Here is a 19,669-nt window from a genome sequence, read left to right as displayed (position 1 = left end):
GCGGGGCGGGCGGGGCCGGAGGGTGGGCCGGGGCGGGTGGCACCGCCGGAGCCGGGACCGGGAGGAGCGCCGTGAGCTCGACTGCGAACGGCGCCTCGGTGGACAGGGCATGGACCAGGACCCGGCACAACTCAGCCTGTGCGGCGGGTTCCTGAGGCTCAGCGTCGAAAGCCTCCACCGCGGCCAGGCCGTCCGGCTGCGAGGACAGCCGGCGCCGGACCAGCTCTCCCACGGCCTCCCCCATCGCCCGGCCTGCGGTTCCCGCGATTCCCGATGCCGTGTCCGTCATGAGTCCGACAATGGTCGCAGCAAGATCAGACTCGCTCAAAGCGCCCCCCTGACACAGTCGTTGAAACTCAACCTTGACAGCGATGGTGGCCGGCGACCCTCGGGTCGCCGGCCATTGCGATCGAACCGCAACATCGGGCGGGCCCGTCCCCGGCTCGCCCCGGGTGCCTTCGTTGCAATCCATTGCAACGAACGGTGAAATCGGTCGTTGCATCGAGCGTCCGGACCTCGGTCCGGAGCACGGCGCCGTCGTCCACCACAACGGCGGTGCCCCGGGCGGCTACGGGGCGCTGATGATCGCCGCCCCGGACGGCGGCAGGACCCTCACGGCAGGGCCGACCGCGGGCGACGCCGCGACGGACCCGGCGCAGGTGTTCGCGGGGGCGCTGGCCGCGCTGATCACGGTCGTGTTCCGCGACGGCCGCGGGCGGTGACCCGGACGTGCCCGCCGCCGGCGGGACGGTTCGCCGGACAGCTGTCGTCCGGCGAACCGTCCCTGATGGTGCGTCAGGCCAGCGGGCGGCAGAGCACCGCGTCCGGGACGCCGTAGTGCAGCCACCGCCAGGTGAAGGCGACCCCGGCGAAGTACTCGTTGTCGCCGCACTGCCCCTTGTAGTAGCCCGGGGCCCAGTCGCTGCCGGAGGAGCCGCCGGTGGCGGGGCGGTTGTCGCCGTGGTCGAACCACAGGGTCCGGTCGGCGGTCGGCAGGGCGGCGGTCGCGGGCGCGCAGAGCAGGGCCGACATCGCGTTGGAGCTCACGCTGTAGCCGACGGCGAAGGTGCCGTCCGGGCACTGGAGCTTGTTGTAGCCGGAGGCCCAGTCGCCGTGGGTCACATAGCGTTCGTCGGTGACGGTCACCCAGTCGCCGGCGCCGGTCGCGGGCTGCCCGGCGTCGGTGCACAGGCCGCGGCCGTCACTGCGGGCGAGGCCGACCAGCCGCTGGCCGTCGGGGCAGTTGCCCTTGCGGTTGCCCGGGCTCCAGTCCGGCCGGGCGAGCATCCGCCGGGAGAGGTCGAGGTCGGCGTGGTCGAGGTCGAGCAGGCCCCAGTGCGGGGTGGGGGCGACCTGGCCGGTGTACGAGGGCGCGTTGATCAGCCGGTTCCAGTACGGCGCGCGCCAGTCGCCCGGGTCCTCCAGGCTGAGCGGGCGGCCGGCGGTGTCGAAGTCGAGCAGCGCCCAACTGTCGTTCGGCACGCCGTTGGTGTGCCAGCCGACCAGCGGCCAGACGGCGAAGTCGGTGTCGTTCGCGGCCAGGATCCGGGTGAAGTTGTCGAACCAGGCCTGCTCCTTGGCGTCGGTCGAGCCCCGGCCGCCGGCGCCGAACTCGCTGATCCACACCGGCGCGGTGAAGTGCTGGCCGGACTGGGTGACGAACAGGGCCTCGTCATTGACGACCTGCGCCAGCTGCGCCGGGGTGAAGTCCTGGTAGCGCGGGTCGCTCGTGGAGCCCGCGGAGCCGCTCGCCGCGCCGGTGTTGGCCGGGCCGGTGTAGCCGTAGAAGTGCGCCGAGTAGACCAGCTTGCCCGAGTCGATCAGGGCGTTGGAGAGGTTGCGGACCGGGGTCAGCTGCGGCCGGCCGTGGCTGAACCCGGCGGCCGGTATCCCGTACCAGTTGATGCCCTCCATGATGACGAGCAGGTCGGGGGCGGTCCGCAGGATCCGGTTCCCGGCCTCCTCGAACGCGGCGTACTGGTCGTGGCTGTCGCCCAGGCCCCAGTTGGGGTTGTCCCAGGTGTCGCGGCGGACCTCGTTGCGCAGGTCGGCGCCGACCACGCGCTTGTTGTCCTTGTACCGGTCGGCGAGGAAGACCCAGTCGTCGATCCACTGCTGGGTGGACTGCCCGCTGTTCCACCGCTCGTTGCCGTCCAGCCCGCAGCAGAACCGGTAGCTGGTGGTGTGGTTGTTGAGGATCACCGCGAAGCCGTCGGCGGTCAGCGCCGACACGACCGCGTCGAACACCTGGAGCGGGGTCTTCCCGCGCAGTTGCGGGTTGGCCGTGACGGCGACGTCCGGCACCGTGCTCCGGTCGTGGAGCAGGGCGTTGGCGAAGGGCAGCCGGATGCTGTTGATGCCGAGGCGGTGGAAGCCGCCCAGGATGTCGGCGATCGGGGCCCGGTCCAGGCCGAGCGGCAGGTTGTAGGAGACCTGTCCGGCCTGGTTGTTGGCCGGGTCGGTGGTCGGCCCGCTGCCCTGCCAGGTGCCCTGGGCGCCGGCCCAGTTGCCGGACCTGAGCTTGAAGCGGGCGCCGGAGGCGTCGACGATGTAGCGGCCCCGGGTGCTGAGCGGGCCGGTCCAGGAGGCGGCCAGGGCCGGTCCGTCGAGTACCGCCGGTGCCGCCCCGGCCGCACCGGAGGCAGTGGTTCCGACGGCTCCGACGGCTCCGACGGTTTCGGCGGCTCCGGCGGCTCCGGCGGCGGTGCCGGTCCCCGCCGTCATGGCGACGCAGGCGAGCAGGGCGGCCCCCGCCGCCAGCGCGCGGCGCGCGAATGTGTTCATGGTCATCCCGGTGGGTGAGGGTTGGTCTGGCATGGATGTGACAACCGCGGGTGTGACAACCATTCATGCCCCGTCCGCCCGGCCGGGACTCCGCAGTGGCCCGGTGGATCGGACGGCGGGCACGGGTGCCGGGAGGCGGGCGGCCGCCCGGGCGGGCCCGTGCCGACGGTCGGGCCGGAGGCTAGCAGTGGCGGCGAGGATGTATGGACAACTCCCGGTGGCGGAAGCCGAGCTGTCCGGCGAACGGCGTGCGGCGATCGGTACGTGTACGGCCGACGGTGGGTGGTGCGCGGCGGGTGGTGGCGCGCGGTCACCGGTGCGGACGGGGCCGGGGCCGGTGCGGATCTTCTCAGCGCCGGTCGCGCGGACTACGGTGAGGCCGTGGCGGACACCTGGGGAAGATTCGAGGGCCGCGTCGCCCTCGTCACCGGCGCCGCCGGCGGCATCGGCGCGGCCACGGCCCGGCGGCTGGCGGCCGAGGGCGCGGCGGTGATCGCCGTCGACATCGCCGACGAGGCCGGGGAGGACCTGGCCTGGTCGATCACCCGCGCGGGCGGCCGGGCCGAGTACCGGCACGGCGACGTGACCTCCGCCGCCATGTGGAGCGAACTCGCCGACCACGTCCGCGACCGCCACGGACGGCTCGACGTCCTGCACAGCAACGCCTACGCCGTGGTCGTCAAACCCGCGCACGAACTCGCCGAGGAGGAGTGGGACGGCCAGCTCGCGGTCACGCTCAAGGCGTCCTGGCTGGCGGTGCGCGCCCTCGTCGGCGACCTGGCCGCGAGCGGGGGCTCGCTGGTGCTGACCTCCTCGGTGCACGCCCTGGTCGGCCTGCCCGGGCACCCCGCCTACGCGGCCGCGAAGGGCGCGCTGTGCGCCCTCGGCCGCCAACTGGCCGTCGAGTACGGGCCGCAGGTCCGGGTGAACACCGTGCTGCCGGGGCCGATCCTCACCCCGGCCTGGGACCGGGTGGACGCGGCGGCGCGGGCCGACAGCATCGCCGGGACCGTCGCCAAGCGCTTCGGCACCCCGGAGGAGGTGGCCGCCGCGGTGGCCTTCCTCGCCTCCGCCGACGCCTCGTACATCACCGGGGCGACCCTGGTGGTGGACGGCGGCTGGTCCGTGCTCAAGGACTCGGCGTGAGCCGGCCGGACCGCCCTGACCGGTTCGACGACCCTGACCGCCCTGACCGCTTCTCCCGCCCCGTCCGGACCTCGCAGAACGGAACGACCACCATGCCCGACCAGGACCAGCAGCCCGTCGTCTGGGCCCCCGGCACCCACGATCTGGGGGAGGGCGCCCGCTGGGTGGACGGCCGACTGGTCTTCACCGACATCCTCGCCGGCCGGCTCCTCGAAGTCTCCGGCACCGCGCCCGGCACGCCGCGCGAACTCCTCCGCCTGGACGTGCCGTTGGGCGCGGTGGCCCCGGTCGAGGGCCGCCCCGGGCACTGGATCGCCGCGGCGGGCACCGGCATCGCCCTGCTCGGCCCGGACGGCTCCACCGAGTGGCTGGCCCGCCCGGAGGAGGACGCCGCCACCCCCGCGCGGATGAACGACGGCGTCTGCGACCCCCAGGGCCGCTTCTGGGCCGGCAGCATGGCGTACGACGCGACCCCGGGCGCCGGTTCGCTCTACCGCACCGACCACGACGGCACCGTCCACCGCGTCCTCACCGGACTGACCATCGTCAACGGCCCCGCCTTCAGTGCCGACGGCCGGCTGCTCCACGTCGCCGACAGCACCGCGGGCGTCATCCACCGCTGCACCCTCGACGCCGACGGCAACCCGCTGGACATGGTGGAGTTCGCCCGGATCACCGACGGCGGATCCCCCGACGGCATGACGGTCGACACCGAGGGCCGGCTCTGGGTGGCGGTCTGGGGGAGCGCCGCCGTCCACTGCTACGAGCCCGACGGCACCCTCTCGGCCGTCGTCCCGCTGCCGGCGCCGCAGCCCACCTCCGTCTGCCTCCGGCCGACCGGCGGCCGCCTCCTCGTCACCACCGCCCGGTTGGGCCTCCCCGGCGCGCCGCCCGCGTCCGGTGCCGTGCTCGCCGTCCCCGTCGACGCCGCCGCCCCGGCGGCCGCCGCCTACCGCCCGCGCTGACAGCCGAGCCGAGCCGAGCCGACGTGGCCGGGGCCCGACCCCTGCCCCGACCCGACGCCTGCCCCGACCCGACCTGGCCGGGGCCCGCTGTCGGTGCCCCGTCCTAGGCTGCGGCCATGAGCATGATCGGGAGGTATCTCCGGCTGAGCGCCGGGGAGTTGGAGCGGGCGGAGCAGGATCCGGAGTGGGCCCGGGAGTTCGTGGAGGAGCTGGACGAGGGGGCGCAGGACGGCCGGTCCGGCGGGGCGTGGGCGCGCCTGCACGGCACCGGCCGGGCCTGGCAGGCACTCGACTTCCTGCTGCGCCGCCGGGAGTTCCCGGTCGACGTCGTGTACGGCGAGGCGGAGCTGCCCGGCGCCGAGGACTGGGGCTACGGCCCGCCGTGCCTGATCACCCCCGAGCGGGTCCGCCTCGCCGCCGGGATCTTCGCGGAGCTGGACCCGGGCCGACTGACGGAGGGGATCGCCGCCGCCGACCTCGCCGAGGCCCGGATCTACCCGCACGGGCTGTGGAACTCCGAGGACGCGCTGCACCTGGTGACGGCCGAGTACCGCGCCCTGGCCGACTTCCTCGGCGCGGTGGCGACCCGCCGGCACGGCGTCCTGGTCTGGATCGAGTGACGACGCCCTGGGCGACCGCTCCAGCCCGGTTCACCGAATCTCCACGCGGGGTGGCCGCATCCTTCCGCCGATCCGGGGTACCGGGCCAGGACCGTGTCGACACGACGGAAGGACTCCCATGGTGGCCCCCACCGGTGAACTGCTCGTTTCCGCCGCTGCCCCGACGGCGGACCCCTTCGGACCTGCGGCGCCCGCAAACGCTCCCGGCGCCGCCGGCCCCGGCCGCACCCCCGGCCCCGGCACAGGCACCGCCGCCGGCCCCGGCCTGCGGGACCTCCTGCCGCCCGAGCTCGCGGCGGTCGACGACCCGCGCGAGGTCGCGCCCGCGGACGCCCGTGACCTCACCCGGCAACTGCTGTGCCGACTGGCCGAGCTGGAGGAGGGGACCAGGGAGTACTCGTACGTCCGCACCACCCTGGTGGAGATGAACCTCTCCCTGGTGCGGTTCGCGATCCGGCGCTTCGACGCGCACCGCGAGCCCAAGGAGGACCTGCTCCAGGTCGGCGCCGTCGGCCTGATCAAGGCCATCGACCGGTTCGACCCCTCGCTCGGTGTGGAGTTCACCACCTTCGCCATGCCGACCGTGCTCGGCGAGATCCGGCGGCACTTCCGCGACACCACCTGGGCCGTCCACGTGCCCCGCCGCCTCCAGGAGCTGCGGATCGCGCTCGCCCGGGCGCAGGAGCGCCTCGCCCAGCGCCTGGACCGCGCCCCGACCGTGGCCGAACTCGCCGAGCACCTCTCGCTCACCCCGGACGAGGTAGTCGAGGGCCTGACCGCCGCCAACGGCCACACCGCCGGTTCGCTCGACGGCGGCGGCCCCGAGGGCGGCGACGGCCCCGGGCCGCTCGGTGAGCAGTTCGGCACCGACGACCACGACCTCGCCCTGGTCGAGGACCTGGTCACGCTGAAGCCCCTGATAGCCGCCCTGCCGGAACGCGAGCGCCGCATCCTGTCGATGCGCTTCTGCGAGGACCTCACCCAGTCCCAGATCGGCGCCCGGCTCGGCCTGTCCCAGATGCACGTCTCCCGGCTCCTCGCCCGCACGCTCGGACAGCTGCGCGACGGCCTGGAGGACGTCTGAGGGTGCCGTCCGGCGCGGAGTCCGAGAGCGTGGCGGCTCCTTGACCACAAACCCTTCACTTGGCCGACCGGCGCGGCCTCCGTATCGTCGGAGGGCACGGACACGGAGGGGACGACGATGATGCCATCCGACAACGACCCGGGGGACACCACGCTGGCGGCGGTCCCTCCGTACCGTCCCGGCCTGGTGGTGGAGACCCGCTGCGGGCCCGGCGGTGCGATGCTCTGCATCCTCGTCGGCGATCTCGACATCGAGACCCTGGAGCCGGCCGCCGAAACGCTCGACGCGCTCGTCGCGCAGCGCCCCGAGGCGGTGGTGATCGACCTCAGCGGGGTGGGCTTCTGCGACTCCTCCGGCCTGAACGTACTGCTCAGAACCCGGATCGCGGCCGAGCAGGGCGGGCTGGCGCTGCGGCTCGCCGCCGTGCCGCCCACCGTCATGCGGGTGCTCGACCTGACCGGCGCCCGGGTGGTGTTCTCGATCCACGACTCGGTGGCCGGGGCACTGGCCGGTTGAGCCGGGCGCGGACGGCCGTCGCCCGTGGCCGCCCGTTGCCCCGCGCGCGGCCGGACGTCCGCCTTCGGCCGTTCCCGCGCCTTCGCTCCCGGATGCGTACCCCCGTCGCCCCCGGAACGGGCATAATTCCGGGACTGCCGGGAAACCGACCACGCGACAGATCGCCGTCGATCCGAAAGGGCGCCCTCACATGACGATGAGCCGCGGAACCCTGGACGGCGACCCGCACCGGGCCGGTCCCGAGGTACCCGTCGGTGGTCAACGCAGGCGGCTGACCCTGGCCGGACTCCCCAAACCGGTCGCCCACGCCAGGACCTTCACCGCCCGGGCGCTCGGAGAGTGGTTCCCGACCGCGCCCGCGCCCGGCGGCGGTGACGGCGCCGCCGACGACCTCGTGCTGCTGGTCGCCGAGCTCGTCGCCAACGCGATGCTGCACGGGGACGGTCCGCTGGAGCTGGTCCTGCACGTCACCGAGGTGCGGCTGCGGGTCGAGGTCAGTGACCGCAGCCCCGCGATGCCCGAGCTGCGCCGACCGCACAACCCGGCCCTGCCCGGCGGCCACGGCCTGTTCATCGTGCAGCGGACCGCGGACCGCTGGGGCGCCGAGCCGCACAGCCAGGGCAAGACGATCTGGGCCGAGGTCGGCATCCCTCGGCTGCTCGGGACTCGCTGAGCGCGCCCACCCGCGCCCACCCACGCCCGCGCCCACCCATGCCCACCTGCGCCCGCGCGCGCCCATCCGCGCGCGCCCGCCGCACTTCCGCCACACCGACGCATGATTCCGCCCGTCCGGGGCACACGGGGGCCGACAGAGTCGGGCACAGGAAGGACGGGGGCGAGGCCGATGTCGGAAGCGGTGGCGGCACACCTGACGATGCGTCTGATCACCGGCGAGGACCGGGGCCGTGACCTGGCCGTCGAGTGCCGGTACGAGGCCGGAGACCCCTACGCGGTCCGGCTGGATTTCGGCGGCGGCGAGGAGACGGTCTGGGTCCTGGCACGGGACCTGCTGGCCGCCGGGCTGCGCGGGCCGGCGGGGGACGGGGACGTCCACATCGAGCCCAGCGCCACCGGCCGGCACGTCCTCATCGCGCTGGGCGGCCAGGACGGTGTCGCGCTCCTCGACACCCCGACCCGGCCGCTCGCGCGGTTCCTCACCGCGACCGGCCGCTCCGTGCCGATGGGCTCGGAGTCGGCCCGGATCGACTGGGACGGCTGGCTGCACCGGCTGCTGTCCGCCTGAGCACAAGCGCATGAACAAGGGCATGAACCGGGGCATCGGGGTTAGACGAGCGGACGAAACGACCGATCCGTCAGGAAAGGACCGCCATGACCGACCTGTCCCGTCTCCCCGGACCCATCGAGCAGCAGTGGAGCTGGCAGTTGCAGGGAGCGTGCCGCGGTGTCGACAGCAGTGTCTTCTTCCACCCCGCCAACGAGCGCGGCACCGCCGCCAAGGAACGCGAGCAGAACGCGAAGTCGGTCTGCGCCCGCTGCCCCGTCCGTGTGCAGTGCCGCCGCTACGCGCTCGCGACCCGTGAGCCGTACGGCGTGTGGGGCGGTCTGACCGAGGGGGAGCGCCGTGTGCTGTTCACCGAGTTCGCCGAGACGGGCGCCCGGCCCGCGTAGCGCGGCCGGGCGCCCGGGGCGCGCCCGCTGCGCGGCTCCCCGGGCCGAGCGGGTTTGCCCCGCGGGGCGGGTGGTAGACGCAGCCCAGGGGCGCGGCCGAAGAGCGGCAGGTCACACGGCCCCCGCGGCCCCGCCCGCCCGAACCCACCGGGAGGCTTCCGTGATCGTCCTCGGCGTCATTCTGCTCATCATCGGATTTGTCACAGGAGTCTCGATCCTGTGGACCATCGGTATCGTCCTCCTCCTCGTCGGCGTCGTGCTGCTGATCGCCGGCGCCCTCGGCCACGCGGTCGGCGGACGCCGCCACTACTACTGATGCGGCCACCGACGGCTGCCGGCCGCCGCCCACGAACAGCCCACCCGGGGTGTCCGGCGGCGCCGGGCGGCCGATCCTCGTGCCATGGCCTCGATCGTCGTCCTCTACGAGTTGGACCCCGGGCAGCTGCTCGGCCCGGACGGGGTGGAGCCCGCCGTGCTGGGTGTGCACGCGGCCGGGTCGGACCCCGACGTGCCGGAGGACCCGCTGCCGAGCACCCTGTGCGGGCGGGACACGGCAGGCATGGAGCACGCCCACTTCCGGGCGGCCCTGGGTGAGCCCTGGTACCCGCCCGCCCTCGCCGAGCAGCGCTGCCGGGAGTGCGAGCGGGCGCTGCGGTCGTCCTGACGGCCGCCGGACCGGAATGGACCCCGCCGGACCGGACGGCGGGGGAGACTGGCGCGGTGAACCAGTTGCAGCGGATCGTGGCACTCGCGGAGGGCGTACTGGGCCGGGACGTCGTCGGGGTCTACCTCCACGGGTCCGCCGTGCTCGGCGGCCTCCGACCGGCCAGTGACCTGGACGTCCTGCTGGTCGCCCGGCGGTCGCCGACGGGGCGCGAGCGGTCGGCGCTGCTCGGGGGCCTGCTCGGGATCTCCGGCCCCGGAGCCGGGGACAGCACTGCGGACGGGGACGGGGACGGCACCGCGGGCAGGGACGAGGACGGCGCGCGCCCGGTCGAACTCGCCGTGGTGGTGCAGTCCGACGTCCGGCCCTGGCGCTACCCGCCGGTCTGCGACTTCCTGTACGGCGAGTGGCTGCGCGCCGACTACGAGGCCGGAAGCGTCCCCCGGCCGGAGCCGATGCCCGACCTGGCGCTGCTGATCACGATGGCCCTGGCCGGTGACCGCCCCCTCGCCGGTCCGCCCCCGGCCCGGGTCCTCGACCCCGTTCCGCACACCGACCTGGTCCGGGCGAGCGTGGCGGGCCTCCCCGGCCTGCTCGACGACCTGGAGGGCGACACCCGGAACGTGCTGCTCACCCTCGCCCGGATCTGGAGCACGCTCGCCACCGGCCGGATCAGCTCGAAGGACACCGCCGCCGACTGGGCCCTCGCCCGGCTCCCGCCCGAGCACCGCCCCGTGCTGGCCCACGCCAGGCGGCTCTACCTCGACTGCCGCTACTCCGAGGAGAGCTGGAGCGGGGAACTGCGGTCGCGGGTGCGCCCGCACGCGGACCGGGTGCTCGCCGAGATCGACCGGCTGAGCCCCCGGAACGGGCCGCGCTGAGGCGTGCCCCACACCCCGCCGTCAGCGGGAGCCCTGCGCCGCCGCCCCGGTGTCGGCCGTGCCGCGCAGGAAGTCCTCCACCGTCGCCGCGAAGGCCGCCGGGTCGTCCAGCCACGGGTAGTGGCCGCCCCCGGGCTGGACGGCGAGCGTCACGTCCGGGAACAGCGGGGCCGCGGCGCCCACGGAGGCCGCGGTGGGCCACGGGTCGAGTTCGCCGGCCAGCAGCAGGACGGGGCAGGGCAGGGCGCCCAGTCGCTGCCGCAGCCGCTCGGTGTCGGGTGTGTAGCCGGCGTAGTAGTTCTCGCTGACGGCCAGCGAGCGCTGCGCCGGGTCGGCGGCGGCGTGGGCCCGGGCCGCGTCGTCCCAGCGGCCGTACATCAGGGGTTCGAAGGCCAGTCGGTGCGGGGCGGCCTCGGCGAAGCTCCGGGCGGACTTCACCCGCCGGTAGGCGGCCACGGCCTCGGCGTGCCAGGGTTCGGCGGCGCGGGCGGCGATCACCTGCTCCGCGCCCAGGTCGGAGGCCGCGCCGACGGCGGCGAAGGACGGGGTGACCAGGACCAGGCGGGTCAGCCGGTCGGGGTGCTCGGCGGCGTACAGGAGGCCGAGGCCGCCCCCGGCGGAGTGGCCCAGCAGGTCGACGCGCTCCAGGCCGAGGTGACGGCGCAGCGCCTCGACGTCCTCGACCAGCCGGTCGACGCGGAAGGTGCCCGGGTCGGCGGGGGTCGCGGAGGCGCCGGTGCCGCGGGTGTCGGGCAGGATCAGCGTGCGGGTCGCGGCGAGGCCGCCGAGGTCGCCGAGGTAGGCGGCGGCGCGGCCGGGCCCGCCGGGCAGGACCAGCAGCGGCGGGCCGTCGCCGACAGTGCGGAAGGCGAGCTCGGTGCCGTCGTACGAGGTGAAGGTCTTCATGCCGGACAGCCTGCGGGGCGGTCGGCCGGTCCGGCTACTGTTCAGCCACGGCTTAATGATCGGGAGGGGGCGGCGGTTGTGGCGGTGGAGATCCGGCTGTCGGCGGCGGAGGTGGCCCGGGTGCGGCTCGCGGTGTCGCCGCTGGCCGAGACGGTGCTCGGGGTGCGGGTGGCGCTCGGCGCGGGCGGTCACCAGGTCCATCTGCCGTGGGTGCGGGAGGCCCGCCCGGTGCTCGCGGCCGAGCCCGAACTGCCGCTGCTGCGGACCCTGCTGGAGGGCTGTCTGCCCGCCTTCCTGTTCCCGCTGCCGGACCGGCGGGTGCCCGACTTCGCCACCGAACTGGCGGGCCTGCGCGCGGTCGACCCGGGCTATGTCGCCGCCGAGTGCGCCGCCGCGCTGGGCCGGGCCCGGGCGGCCCGCGAGCTGCCGGAGCCCGCCGAACTGCTGGCCCGGGCCGCCGACGCGTTGGACCGCTGCCACACCCGGCTGGTGGCCCCGCACTGGGGGCGGATGCGCGCGGTGCTGGAGGCGGACCTGGGGCGGCGGGCGGTGGCGCTGGTGGACGCCGGGGTGGAGGGCCTGTTCGCCGAACTGCACGCCGATGTGGTGTGGCGGGAGGGCGAGTTGCTGGTGGGCGGCCGCCGCGGGCCCGTCGCGCCGTGGACGGTCGCGGGCGGCGGGCACGGCCTGGTGCTGATGCCGTCCGTGTTCGCCTGGCCGGACGTGCTGGTCGACCACTCGCCGCTCGCGGCCGCCTCGATCCGCTACCCGGCGGCCGGCGTCGGACTGCTCTGGGAGCGGCCCCGTCCGTCCTCGGAGGGGCTGGGCGCCGTCCTCGGCCGCACCCGGGCCGCCCTGCTGGACGCGCTCGCCGAACCGCTGAGCACTCCCGAACTCGCCGACCGGCTCGGCGTCAGCCCGAGCGCGGTCTCCCAGCACCTGGGCGCCCTGCGCGGCGCCGGCCTGGTGAGTACCCGCCGCACCGGCCGCACCGCCCTCCATCTGCGCACCCGGAGCGGGACGGCGCTCACCAGCGGTGCGGCGGAGGCGGCCTGACGCATCGCCAGGCAGGTGGTGCGACCCCCGTGAGGAGTGTTCCTGCCCCGACGGATTGAGTACGAATACTCAGGCGGGTGGCGCGCCGGGCGCGGCAGGATCGGGGGCATGATCAGACCTCAGCACGGCAGCAGGGGCGGGCGGCGGAGCGGGGAGGCGGCTCCCGCCGGCCGGCGGCGCCGCTCCCGGCCAGGCCCTCCGAGGCCTCCGGGGCGGCCCGGTCCGCCCGGTCGGCCCGACCGCGGGGAAGTGGCGGGATGATCTGGGGATCCGGCGGCCCGGTGCGGGTACCGGACGGAATGTTCGGACCGAGGTCGGGTCCTGGCTCGGGCTCGGGGCTCGGCTGCCGCGCGGTGGGGGCGGTGCCGACGGCCGGGTGCGTCGCGCCGGTGCCGACGGTGTGGGTGCCCGTGCTGCGCAAGGCGGCGGCCGGGCCGCCGGTGGCGGTGGTCGTGGTGGAGGCCCGCGGCCCGCGGTACGGGGCACTCGCCGCGGCGGCACTGGCCGGCGGCTTCGCCCCGGCGGTGGGCGGACCGCCGCGGACGGACGCGGTGCTGGAGATCCGGAACGGCGTGCCGGTGCGGCTGCGGCTGGCGGGCGGCCGTGCGATCTGGGTGCCGGCCGCCGAGGTGCTGGTCCCGCCCGGCTGGGCGGCGGCCGCCGCCGGGAGGCGGTCGGTGGTGGTGGTCCTGGCGCCACCGGGGGCCCGGCCGCCGACCTCGGCCGGCCCCGCCCCCGAGGGGGCCGCCGGCCCGGCCCTCCACGGTACGGCCGCCCTGGCCACCGGCCCGCCCGCCACCGCCTGAACCGCCCCCGGCGGCTGCCGACTGCAACTCGGGCTCGTCCGGGGCCTCCGACGGCGCGGCGGCGGTCCCCCCCGGGGGGCTGCCGGGGCTCGTTGTCGGAGGTCGCTGCGATGATCGTCCGCATGAACGACGCCGTGAACACCGACACCCCCGCCGTGACCTGGACCGCCGACCTGCCCACCACGGTCGGGCTGGTCCGCACCCTGCACGACCTCGACGACTGCTGGACGCGGGCGGACGTCGAGCGGCTGGTCGAGGCCAGGCCGGACTGGAAGGTCCGCCGCGTGTTCACCGACCTCCTCGTCGTGGGTCTGCAGGCCGAACTCCGCTGGCCGGCCGGTGCCGAGCTCTTCCTCGGCACCACCGAGCCGAAGGCCGACAGCTACCGGCGGGCCTGGGTGCCGCTGCTGCAGTTCCGGCTGCCGACGCCCGAGGAGGAGCGGCGCGGCGCACTGCGCGCGCTCTCCGAGGCGCTGCGCGAGGTCGGCGAGCCGACGGCCGTGCCGACCGCCGCCGACGGGTTCGGGCTGCGCTGGCGGTCCGCCGGGCGGACGATGCTGCTCCAGGCCAACGACCGCCGGGCCTGGATCGCGATCCAGCCGCACGTCCGGGAGGTCCGGCACGTCAGCCCCGAACTGCCAGCCGCGGTGGCCGCGTTCGTCCCGCTGCTGCACGACGCGCCCGGCGGGCACCTCGCGGTCGAGGAGGTCCGCCGGGCCGTCGCCGAACTCCCCGGGGTGAAGGCCGAGTTCGGTGACAGCTGGGCCGACATCCGGTCCGCCGACCCGTCCTTCACGCCCTCCTTCGCCCAGCGCGGCTCCGTCCTGCGCGCCGCCCCCGAGGGCACCTTCGACGTGCTGGACCTGCACCGCTTCGACCTGGGGCCGACGACCCTGGAGCACCGGCGGGCGGTGTTCGGCGAGATCTACCGAGCGGTCTGCGCCGTCCTCGGCGAGCCGACCCTCTTCGGCGGCGGACCGGACGGGCCGGACGTCCGCTGGCGCGAGGCCGGGGAGGAGGGCCGGCTGCTGCGCCTGCTCTGCGAGGGGCGCCGGGTCCGGCTGGAGACCGAGCCGGCCGCGGCCTTCGAGGAGGGCGAGTACACCACCTTCGAGTGGGGCGGTCCGTCCGGCGGCACCGACGGGCCCAGCGACTTCCCCCTGCTGCCGTACAGCTGGCAGCTCCACCTGCCGCACCAGGCACCCGGCGGCACCGCCGACCACTTGCCGGGCGGGCGGCTCGCCCTGTCGGTGCCGCACCTGCGGGAGGGGCTGGAGTGCCTGCTCGCCGGGTGGATCGAGCAGCTTCCGGTGCAGCGGCCGGGCGAGAAGGCGATGTTCACGATAGCCGCGCCGCAGATCAGTGGCGGGCTCTCCGTCACCTACAGCACGGTCAAGGGCGTCCTGCTGCGGGTCGGCCCGCGCCCGGGGGACTTGGCCGAGGTCGCGGTGGCGATGACGGCCGACGGCTGGGAGCCGTCGGGGCGGCGCTTCAAGGCCGAGTGGCGGACGCCGACCGAGGAGACCGCCGGGGAGGTCGCCGCGCTGATCGCCGCCGAGCTGACCGCCCGCGGCATCAGCGGCGACTCCGGTTTCGGCCTCGGCCCCGGTTATGTCACCGCCCGCCGCCCGGGCATCGGCCTCTCGCCCCAGCTGGCGGCCCACGGGTTCCTCCGCGTCACGGGCCTGGGGCTGGAGACCTCCTGACCCGACGCCGACGCCGGTCACCCCTGCCGGGCGGGTGCCGAGAGTAGGGTGACGAGCATGCCGGACACCGCGCTGCTCGTCGTCGACATGCAGATCGCCCTGCTCATGGGGGCCCATGACACCGAGGCCTGCCTCGACCGGGTGGCCGAACTGGCCGGGCGGGCCCGGGCGGCCGGTGTCCCGGTGGTCTATCTGCGACAGCGGGTCGACCATCCCGACGTTCCGGCCGAAGCGCTGGAGATCCACCCGACGGTGGCCCCGCGGCCGGGGGACACCGTGCTGGAGAAGGACAGCGCCGACTCCTTCCTCGGCACCGACCTCGACGCGGTCCTGCGCGGGCAGGGCGTCCGGCGGGTGGTCGTCACCGGCCTCGCCACCGAGTACTGCGTCGACTCCACCTGCCGCAGCGCGCTCTCGCACGGCTACGACCTGCTGCTCGTCGCCGACGGCCACACCACCCCGACCCGCCCCGCCGACAGCCCCCTGCCCGCCGCGGCCCAGGTGATCGTCCACCACAACGCGCTGTTCGCGACCATCATCTACGCGGGCCGCACCGTCCGGGTGCTCCCGGCGGCCGAGGTGGACTTCGCCTGACGGCCGGCGGGCCGGGCACCCGCGGAGTACGGGTGCCCGGCCCGGGGGCGCGGTGGATCAGGAGTGCGCGAGGCAGTGCTTGAGCTCGTCCAGCGGGTAGAAATAGCTCCCCTTGGTGACCGGGCGGCAGGAGGACTTGAAGGCCGTCTCCTTCTCGTTGTAGAGCATGCGCACCAGGTAGGCGGCCGGGCGGCCGTCGGCGGGAGTGTCGGCGAACAGGTCCCACTGGATGTTCGCGCCCATCGGCGCGACCTCGGCGCCGCGCCACGGGTTGTTCCGGTAGGTGTACGGCTCGTCCGGGTCGGCCTGCTCGGTGCTGCCGGGGAGGCCCAGCAGCACGGCCAGCGGCTCGATCTCCTCGGCGTGGGTGAACCGCAGCACCGCGCCGTTGCCGCTGGTGCCGGCGGCCCTGGCCCCGGCCTGGGCCAGCAGGTCGTCCAGCAGGACGCCGGCCATCCGGTAGGTGATGGTGCGTCCGCTGAACGCCGGGCCCGACTGGTAGAACTCCTCGGCGTCGTCCAGGTAGGCCAGCCACCGGGCGTCGTCCCGGGCCAGGAACGGCGTCAGGTCGACACCCGGCGCCTCCACGCTCAGGTCCGGCGCGGAGCTGTAGAGCGCGTGCAGGGAACGGGCGAAGGAGACCTGCTCCTCGGTGGACATCGCCTCGGCGAAGCCCGCGCGGAACAGTCGCCCGACCGCGTGCCGGGCCGCCCGGGCGGTGCGCGGCTCGTGCTCGACGGCGGAGAGGACCGCGGCCAGGTCGGGGTCGCTCGCCAGGTACGCCTGGTAGTCCGCGTTCTGCGGCTGCTTGTGGAAGTACAGCAGGTTCTTGTCGGTCACGGGGGGCTTGATGGTGTCCGCCAGCGCCGGCTCCCCGGCCGTCAGACCCGCGGTGAAGGCACCGGCGCTCGCCACCGCGCGTGCCACGCCCGAGGTCTCCACCACGACGGGCCGCCGGTCGGCCGCGATCGACCGGAACAGCGACGGCAGCCGCTGCTCCATCCGCAGCGCCGTCTGCCGCTGCTCGTCGGCGCCGCGGGCGGAGAGGTTGCCGAAGCCGAGCGTGGAGGCCGCCGTCAGCAGCGTCCGCACCTGCGGGGCCAGCCGCGCGCCGAGGTCGGTGAGGGCGCCCTGCTCCTGGGCCCGGCCGAGCACGGCGAGCACCGCCTCGCCGTCCTCGCCGTCGGACATGGCGCGGGAGCCGTGCCGGGCGACGTTCTCGGTGAAGACCGGGGCGAAGCCCTTCGGCGCCTTCTGGTAGTGCCCGGGCCGGCCCTGCGGCTCGTACGGGGCCTTGGTGCCGTAGAGGTCGCGGTCGACGCGCGAGGCGCCGGACCGGTCGTGCGCGGCGGCGGTGCCCGCGGTGAACAGCACTCCGGCGGCCAGGGAGGCGGTCATGGCGACGGCCACGGCGACGGACAGGGGGGCGGTGCGCTTCACGGCGACCCTTCGGGTGGATGCGGACCGCCGGCCGGCGGTCTCGGACTGCCGCACGGTGCCACGGCCGCGGGAAGACCGGTCGACGCCCTGTCATGGTCCCGGTGAAGGAAGCCTGAACGCCGGACGGCCCGGCCCCCGCCCGGCGGGCCGCGGTGGCGCCACCGGATGCCGCTGCCGGATGCCGCCGCCGATCCTCGGATTCGCCTCCGCGGGCGTCGCGTTGATGGGATCATGTCGCTCCCGACGCAGAGCCTCAGCACCCGATGGGACCACCGATGAAGCCGCTCTCCGCCACCGACCCGCGCGAGGTCGGACCGTACCGCCTACTCGCCCGCCTGGGCGGCGGCGGAATGGGGCGGGTCTTCCTCGGCCGCTCGCCCGGCGGGCTGAGCGTCGCGGTGAAACTGGTCCGCCCCGAACTGGCCGAGGACGCGCGGTTCCGGCGGCGGTTCGCCCAGGAGATCGAGGCCGCCCGGCGCGTCGGCGGGTTCTACACCGCCCAGGTGGTGGACGCCGACGCCGAGGCCGACCCGCCGTGGATGGTCACCTCCTACATCCCCGGCCCCTCGCTGGGGGAGGTGGTGGCCCGGCACGGCCCGCTGCCCGTCGCCACGGTGGCCGTGCTCGGGGCCGGTCTGGCCGAGGGGCTGGCCGCGATCCACGCCTGCTCGCTGGTGCACCGGGACCTCAAGCCCGGCAACGTCGTCCTCGCCGAGGACGGCCCGCGGGTGATCGACTTCGGGATCGCCCGCGCCCTGGACGCCACCTCCGGCCTCACCGGCACCACCGTGATCGGCACCCCCGGGTTCATGTCCCCCGAGCAGATCCTCCGGGGCCCGGCCACCCCGGCGAGCGACGTGTTCAGCCTGGGCGCGGTGCTCGCCCACGCGGCCACCGGCCGCCCGCCGTTCGGGGAGGGGCCGACCGAGGCCGTCGTGTACCACGTCGTCCACGAGGAACCCGACCTCGAGGGCCTCCCGCCCGCCCTCGCACCGCTGGTCCGGTCCTGCCTGGCCAAGGACCCGAAGCTGCGCCCCGGCGTCGCCGAGGTGCTGGAGCGCTGCGCCGCCGCCTCCGCCGCCCCGGCCGCCGTCTGGCTGCCGCCGGACGTGACCGCGATGATCGTCGAACAGGTGCGCCGGACCTCCGAGTTGACCACCGCCGCGCTCCCCCCTCCACCGACCCTGGTGGATTCGCGGGAACCCGCCGGGGACCCGCCCGTCCCCCCGCCGGCCCTGCCTCCGCTCGCCGCCCGGGTGGGCGAGCTGAAGGCCGGCTACGCGACGGTCACCCTGCCCTGGATACCCGGCGAGACCGGCGGGATGAAGCGCACCACGGTCGTCCGCTGGCTCAAGCAGGTCGGGGACACGGTCGAGAAGGACGACCCGCTGCTGGAGGTCGTCTCGGGACGGGGCGACGTCGTGGTCACCGCCCCGCACGGCGGCATGCTCTACGCCGTCCACCGCCGGGCCGGGGAGAGCGCCCGCACCGGCGCGGTGATCGCCGGCATCGGCTCCCCGGCGGCCACCCTCCCGCGGCCCCGGGCGGTGCGCTACGCGCTGACCGCGCTGCGCCGCACCGCGTACACGCTCGGCGTGCTGCTCGTCCTGGGGCTGATCGCGGGGCCGATCGCCGTGTTCAGCCCGCTGTTCGAGGACGAGGCGGCGGCGGCCCGGCCCGGTGACTGCGTCGGCAAGGAGATCCTCCAACGGGACGGGGAACTCGACGTCGACCACCCGAAGTGGCTCACCGCGCCCTGCGGCCTGCTGTCGGTGCGCGGCCCGGTGCGGGACGAGAAGGGCGACCAGTACTTCACCGTGCTCGCCCGGCTGGACGCGCCCGTGACCACGACCTGCGAGCAGGCCGTCCCGGACTGGGCCACCGGCACCGGGAAGCTCGCGCAGGACTTCGGCGCCGTGGTCCTCTGCCTGCGCGAGCGCTGACCCGGCGGCGAGGGCACCCCGGGCCCGTCCGTTGCCGGCCCGGCTCCCGCTGCGGAGCGGCCGGGCGGCGTCCTACGGTGGGAGGGGCCGACCCTCCGGCCCCCGTCCACGGCGGCGGCCGCCCGGGCGGTGCGCTGCGCCGGGCCCGCCACTCCAGCCTGCTCACCGAGGCGATGTACGCCCAGTACCGCTGCGAACGGCACGACCCGGCCGGGGACGGGCCCACCTGGCGGGCGGCCGTCCTGGCCGGGCAGCACGCCGTCCGGGGCGCCGAACCGCTGCTGGCCCGCATCCCGCCCGGGACGGCCGCGCCCCACCGGGGCGGGGCACGGGCGCTGCAACGCCACGCGGACGAGGTCGCGGCGGCGTTCCGCCGCCAGGCGGCGGCCCTGCGCGCCCGTGAGCCGGCGGGCGCCGCGCTCCCGGCCGTCGCCCGGGCCCGCGCCGCGCTGGTGGCCGAACTCGACGGCGCGCCCGCGCCGGGCACCGACGGACGGGTGTCGCTGCACGCGGTGGACGTGGCGGTGTGGCTCGCGGGGCTGCTCGACGACCTCCAGCAGATCCACGAGCCCGGCCCGCCGGACGACGCGCGGTCCGCGCCGCCGGCCGGTTCGTTTCGGAAGGGTTGACCGGGGCCCGATGGGCGGAAGGTGCACCCGGGGCCGGACTTGTGCGAACGAGTCATTCCGATGAGCCGGTCCGATGGTCAAGGAAGAACAAAGTTCAGGGGCCCTCGAAATACTCCTGAAATAGAACAGAAATATGATCTACCCGACCGCGTTCGGTTCTGTCCGATGAAATGACCGACCCGGCCGTCCACGGGGACCCTGCCGGGCGCGGGCCGTCCGCCGGGAGTACGCCTGGAGCCGCCGGGTCCGGCCCGGAGCCGGCGCCCGCTCGGCCGCCGATCCGATCGTGTCCGCATCGCG

Annotated in this window: 21 protein-coding genes and 1 pseudogene; 18 read left to right on the top strand and 4 right to left on the bottom strand. The window is 75.5% G+C overall.

What is annotated here, in order from left to right; translation table 11 throughout:
* A pseudogene (locus tag ADK60_RS47080) lies at positions 1–232 on the bottom strand (hypothetical protein); the annotation flags it as partial.
* A 229-nt stretch (positions 233–461) separates the two neighbouring features.
* Between ADK60_RS47080 and ADK60_RS45960 the strand changes: the two are divergent.
* Entirely contained in the window at positions 462–722 is a 261-nt protein-coding gene (locus tag ADK60_RS45960) for a hypothetical protein (RefSeq protein WP_199839792.1), read from the top strand.
* A 73-nt stretch (positions 723–795) separates the two neighbouring features.
* On the opposite strand, the gene ADK60_RS30145 is transcribed toward ADK60_RS45960, so the two are convergent.
* Positions 796–2,784 (bottom strand): glycoside hydrolase family 5 protein, encoded by a 1,989-nt coding sequence (locus ADK60_RS30145; RefSeq protein WP_107094753.1) that lies wholly within the window; start codon positions 2,782–2,784, stop codon positions 796–798.
* Positions 2,785–3,165: 381 nt separating this feature from the next.
* On the opposite strand from ADK60_RS30145, the gene ADK60_RS30140 reads away from it, so the two are divergent.
* The 11 genes from ADK60_RS30140 (at position 3,166) to ADK60_RS30095 (ending at position 10,289) form a co-directional block, all read left to right on the top strand.
* Positions 3,166–3,930 carry an SDR family NAD(P)-dependent oxidoreductase gene (locus tag ADK60_RS30140; protein WP_053650158.1) on the top strand — a complete coding sequence of 255 codons (765 nt, stop codon included), beginning with the start codon at positions 3,166–3,168 and terminating at the stop codon, positions 3,928–3,930.
* Positions 3,931–4,022: 92 nt separating this feature from the next.
* Positions 4,023–4,895, top strand: coding sequence for an SMP-30/gluconolactonase/LRE family protein (locus tag ADK60_RS30135; protein ID WP_053650156.1), 873 nt, complete (start codon positions 4,023–4,025; stop codon positions 4,893–4,895).
* A gap of 116 nt (positions 4,896–5,011) precedes the next feature.
* Positions 5,012–5,515: a YfbM family protein gene (locus ADK60_RS30130; protein ID WP_053650138.1), complete on the top strand. Its 504-nt coding sequence runs from the start codon at positions 5,012–5,014 to the stop codon at positions 5,513–5,515.
* Positions 5,516–5,633: 118 nt separating this feature from the next.
* Positions 5,634–6,599 carry a SigB/SigF/SigG family RNA polymerase sigma factor gene (locus tag ADK60_RS30125; protein ID WP_053650136.1) on the top strand — a complete coding sequence of 322 codons (966 nt, stop codon included), beginning with the start codon at positions 5,634–5,636 and terminating at the stop codon, positions 6,597–6,599.
* Between the two features lie 117 nt (positions 6,600–6,716).
* Positions 6,717–7,115 (top strand): STAS domain-containing protein, encoded by a 399-nt coding sequence (locus ADK60_RS30120; RefSeq protein ID WP_052709604.1) that lies wholly within the window; start codon positions 6,717–6,719, stop codon positions 7,113–7,115.
* Positions 7,116–7,305: 190 nt separating this feature from the next.
* Positions 7,306–7,788, top strand: coding sequence for an ATP-binding protein (locus ADK60_RS30115; RefSeq protein WP_079008801.1), 483 nt, complete (start codon positions 7,306–7,308; stop codon positions 7,786–7,788).
* A gap of 171 nt (positions 7,789–7,959) precedes the next feature.
* Entirely contained in the window at positions 7,960–8,358 is a 399-nt protein-coding gene (locus tag ADK60_RS30110; protein WP_053650134.1) for an SsgA family sporulation/cell division regulator, read from the top strand.
* 86 nt (positions 8,359–8,444) lie between these two features.
* Complete coding sequence (locus tag ADK60_RS30105; protein ID WP_045943875.1) at positions 8,445–8,744, top strand: WhiB family transcriptional regulator; 300 nt, start codon at positions 8,445–8,447, stop codon at positions 8,742–8,744.
* A gap of 160 nt (positions 8,745–8,904) precedes the next feature.
* The gene (locus ADK60_RS45955) at positions 8,905–9,060 is read left to right on the top strand and encodes a DUF6131 family protein (RefSeq protein WP_199839791.1); all 156 of its coding nucleotides are present in this window, start codon (positions 8,905–8,907) and stop codon (positions 9,058–9,060) included.
* 84 nt (positions 9,061–9,144) lie between these two features.
* Positions 9,145–9,408, top strand: a complete 264-nt coding sequence (locus ADK60_RS30100; RefSeq protein ID WP_053650132.1) for a hypothetical protein — start codon at positions 9,145–9,147, stop codon at positions 9,406–9,408.
* Between the two features lie 56 nt (positions 9,409–9,464).
* A complete protein-coding gene (locus ADK60_RS30095) occupies positions 9,465–10,289 on the top strand; it encodes an aminoglycoside adenylyltransferase family protein (RefSeq protein ID WP_053650131.1) in 825 nt (274 codons plus the stop codon).
* A gap of 21 nt (positions 10,290–10,310) precedes the next feature.
* Here ADK60_RS30095 and ADK60_RS30090 read toward each other — a convergent pair whose 3' ends face one another.
* Positions 10,311–11,195: an alpha/beta fold hydrolase gene (locus ADK60_RS30090; RefSeq protein WP_053650128.1), complete on the bottom strand. Its 885-nt coding sequence runs from the start codon at positions 11,193–11,195 to the stop codon at positions 10,311–10,313.
* 78 nt (positions 11,196–11,273) lie between these two features.
* On the opposite strand from ADK60_RS30090, the gene ADK60_RS30085 reads away from it, so the two are divergent.
* From ADK60_RS30085 to ADK60_RS30070, 4 genes are all read left to right on the top strand, one after another.
* Positions 11,274–12,251, top strand: coding sequence for a winged helix-turn-helix domain-containing protein (locus ADK60_RS30085; protein WP_053650126.1), 978 nt, complete (start codon positions 11,274–11,276; stop codon positions 12,249–12,251).
* A 362-nt stretch (positions 12,252–12,613) separates the two neighbouring features.
* On the top strand, positions 12,614–13,057 hold the full coding sequence (locus ADK60_RS43975; protein WP_053650124.1) for a hypothetical protein: 444 nt from the start codon (positions 12,614–12,616) through the stop codon (positions 13,055–13,057).
* Positions 13,058–13,179: 122 nt separating this feature from the next.
* Positions 13,180–14,763, top strand: a complete 1,584-nt coding sequence (locus ADK60_RS30075; protein ID WP_159400655.1) for a hypothetical protein — start codon at positions 13,180–13,182, stop codon at positions 14,761–14,763.
* A 57-nt stretch (positions 14,764–14,820) separates the two neighbouring features.
* The gene (locus ADK60_RS30070) at positions 14,821–15,357 is read left to right on the top strand and encodes an isochorismatase family protein (protein ID WP_045944030.1); all 537 of its coding nucleotides are present in this window, start codon (positions 14,821–14,823) and stop codon (positions 15,355–15,357) included.
* Between the two features lie 57 nt (positions 15,358–15,414).
* Here the strand turns inward: ADK60_RS30070 and ADK60_RS30065 are convergent, their stop codons facing one another.
* A complete protein-coding gene (locus ADK60_RS30065) occupies positions 15,415–16,797 on the bottom strand; it encodes a histidine-type phosphatase (RefSeq protein WP_234371336.1) in 1,383 nt (460 codons plus the stop codon).
* A 275-nt stretch (positions 16,798–17,072) separates the two neighbouring features.
* Here ADK60_RS30065 and ADK60_RS30060 point away from each other — a divergent pair, with 275 nt between their 5' ends.
* Both ADK60_RS30060 and ADK60_RS30055 read left to right on the top strand, forming a co-directional pair.
* Entirely contained in the window at positions 17,073–18,740 is a 1,668-nt protein-coding gene (locus ADK60_RS30060) for a protein kinase domain-containing protein (protein ID WP_053650120.1), read from the top strand.
* Between the two features lie 77 nt (positions 18,741–18,817).
* The gene (locus ADK60_RS30055; protein ID WP_053650118.1) at positions 18,818–19,369 is read left to right on the top strand and encodes a hypothetical protein; all 552 of its coding nucleotides are present in this window, start codon (positions 18,818–18,820) and stop codon (positions 19,367–19,369) included.
* Positions 19,370–19,669 lie beyond the last annotated feature (300 nt).

The sequence above is a fragment of the Streptomyces sp. XY431 genome (genome assembly GCF_001279805.1).
Classification (GTDB): Bacteria; Actinomycetota; Actinomycetes; order Streptomycetales; family Streptomycetaceae; genus Kitasatospora; species Kitasatospora purpeofusca.
This window is presented reverse-complemented; position numbering and strand designations above follow the sequence as displayed.

Bases quoted from the DNA above. Each gene is read 5' to 3' on its own strand.
- ADK60_RS30145 (WP_107094753.1), bottom strand. From the start codon at position 2,784: ATGAACACATTCGCGCGCCGCGCGCTGGCGGCGGGGGCCGCCCTGCTC.
- ADK60_RS30135 (WP_053650156.1), top strand. From the start codon at position 4,023: ATGCCCGACCAGGACCAGCAGCCCGTCGTCTGGGCCCCCGGCACCCAC.
- ADK60_RS30130 (WP_053650138.1), top strand. From the start codon at position 5,012: ATGAGCATGATCGGGAGGTATCTCCGGCTGAGCGCCGGGGAGTTGGAG.
- ADK60_RS30125 (WP_053650136.1), top strand. From the start codon at position 5,634: ATGGTGGCCCCCACCGGTGAACTGCTCGTTTCCGCCGCTGCCCCGACG.
- ADK60_RS30120 (WP_052709604.1), top strand. From the start codon at position 6,717: ATGATGCCATCCGACAACGACCCGGGGGACACCACGCTGGCGGCGGTC.
- ADK60_RS30115 (WP_079008801.1), top strand. From the start codon at position 7,306: ATGACGATGAGCCGCGGAACCCTGGACGGCGACCCGCACCGGGCCGGT.
- ADK60_RS30110 (WP_053650134.1), top strand. From the start codon at position 7,960: ATGTCGGAAGCGGTGGCGGCACACCTGACGATGCGTCTGATCACCGGC.
- ADK60_RS30105 (WP_045943875.1), top strand. From the start codon at position 8,445: ATGACCGACCTGTCCCGTCTCCCCGGACCCATCGAGCAGCAGTGGAGC.
- ADK60_RS30100 (WP_053650132.1), top strand. From the start codon at position 9,145: ATGGCCTCGATCGTCGTCCTCTACGAGTTGGACCCCGGGCAGCTGCTC.
- ADK60_RS30090 (WP_053650128.1), bottom strand. From the start codon at position 11,195: ATGAAGACCTTCACCTCGTACGACGGCACCGAGCTCGCCTTCCGCACT.
- ADK60_RS30075 (WP_159400655.1), top strand. From the start codon at position 13,180: ATGAACGACGCCGTGAACACCGACACCCCCGCCGTGACCTGGACCGCC.
- ADK60_RS30070 (WP_045944030.1), top strand. From the start codon at position 14,821: ATGCCGGACACCGCGCTGCTCGTCGTCGACATGCAGATCGCCCTGCTC.
- ADK60_RS30060 (WP_053650120.1), top strand. From the start codon at position 17,073: ATGAAGCCGCTCTCCGCCACCGACCCGCGCGAGGTCGGACCGTACCGC.